Origin of the sequence: Fibrobacter sp. (assembly GCA_024398965.1) — a bacterium.
Taxonomy (GTDB): Bacteria; Fibrobacterota; Fibrobacteria; order Fibrobacterales; family Fibrobacteraceae; genus Fibrobacter.
This window is the reverse complement of record JAKSIF010000136.1, coordinates 1-1,550: the sequence shown is the minus strand read 5'-3', so window position 1 is coordinate 1,550 and position 1,550 is coordinate 1. Positions and strand designations below refer to the sequence as shown.

Below are 1,550 nucleotides of genomic sequence, written 5' to 3'. Positions count from 1 at the left end.
TGTCACGGGAATTATGTCACTAAAAGAACCGTACGGCTGATTTGGTGACAATTTGAGTTGGCGTAAACTCTTAAAAATGTTAGTTTGATTTTGTACAACATAATATTTTTGTCACTAACTTTAAAAAAAGAGCCTTTTGGTGACAAAAAATCTCCAAAAAGCTTGCTGCGCGTTCTGAATAGCTACATTTGAGAAGCATGTCTGGTAATCTGCAATCAAGAATCCTTCATCTGCCGGCATCGACGGCCAACAACCGGATGCGTAAACGTAAATTTCCGCCAAGTCCGCATCGAGCATCACCTTTACCCCGCGGATGGTATATATCCGCGACTTGAGCAAATCCTCGTCTATCAGGGAAAATCCGGGCTTTTTCGGCGCGACGGCCTCGGCCGCACCAGTTTGTCAATAGGCCCGCGCGATTTTCTGAAAATTATTTTGGTGGGGGAAGTCTCCCCCTCGCTCCAACCGCCTTCGGCGTTTTTCGCTACCCCTTCTAGCGGGGACACCCCGCAACGCCCCGACTGCAAAAATAAACGAGATTTGCCTCGGAAACCTTGAAATTGCCATCTTTTGTCTTCAAAAAGGGTATATTTCCCTTGTATGTCAATCAAGTTCATTTCTCCTAAAAAGTCCGTCAATTCCGCGTTCCTCAAGCTCCCTGTTTCCGTCGAAAAGATGGAGGATTTCAAGCTTTCGCTCAAGAATCTTTATAGCAAGCGGAACGCAGCGCAGGACGAAGAATACCACAAGGGCGAAATCTGGAATTTTTTACGCAAGATTTTTGAACCTGATTATTCGGTGCAGGTCAACCGCCCGATAGACCTTGCAATTTTTAACGGGAATACGGCAAGTGCAAAGCCGGCGGTGATTATCGAAGCGAAGTCGCCGACGAATGTTGCGGAAATGTTTTCGGCGGAGCACCCGAACGTAAAATCGTTGCAGGAACTCGTCTATTACTTTATGCTGGAATACGTGCAATCGGGCAATCACGAAATCAAGTGGCTCGCCATCACGAATTTTGACGAATGGTATTTCTTCGACGTAAAAGACTTTATCCGCTATTTTGGGAACAAGACGAAACCGATATACGATCAGTTCCTAAAATTCAAGGCGAATCAGATGAGCGGCAACAAGACCTCCGATTTCTACAACGAAATCGCGAAACCCGCCATCGACGACTTCCTCGCCTCCTGCGACACCAACGTCGTGCATTTCAGCCTTGCAGATGCTTGCAAGAACGTCATTGCGAGTCCCGGATCAAAGTCCGGGATAAACTCCACGAAGCAATCTAATGCAGCGTGTCATCCTGAGCGGAGCGTAAGCGGAGTCGAAGGATCTAAAAAGCTCCTCCCCCTTTACAAATTCCTCTCCCCGGAAACTCTCCTTGCCAAGCCTTTCGCAAACGACAGCAACAGCCTTGACCGCAATTTTTATGCGGAACTCTTGCACATCATCGGCCTCGAAGAAGTGAAAGAAGATAAGGGCGGCAAGAAAGTCATCCGACGCAAGAACCCCGCAAATCGCGACAAGGCGAGCCTCCTCGAAAGTGC

General features: G+C 47.7%; 1 protein-coding gene. It reads left to right on the top strand.

What is annotated here, in order from left to right; translation table 11 throughout:
- Positions 1-600: 600 nt before the first annotated feature.
- Positions 601-1,550 (top strand): hypothetical protein (locus tag MJZ26_15120; GenBank protein MCQ2107107.1); only part of this gene is annotated, 950 nt, incomplete at its 3' end.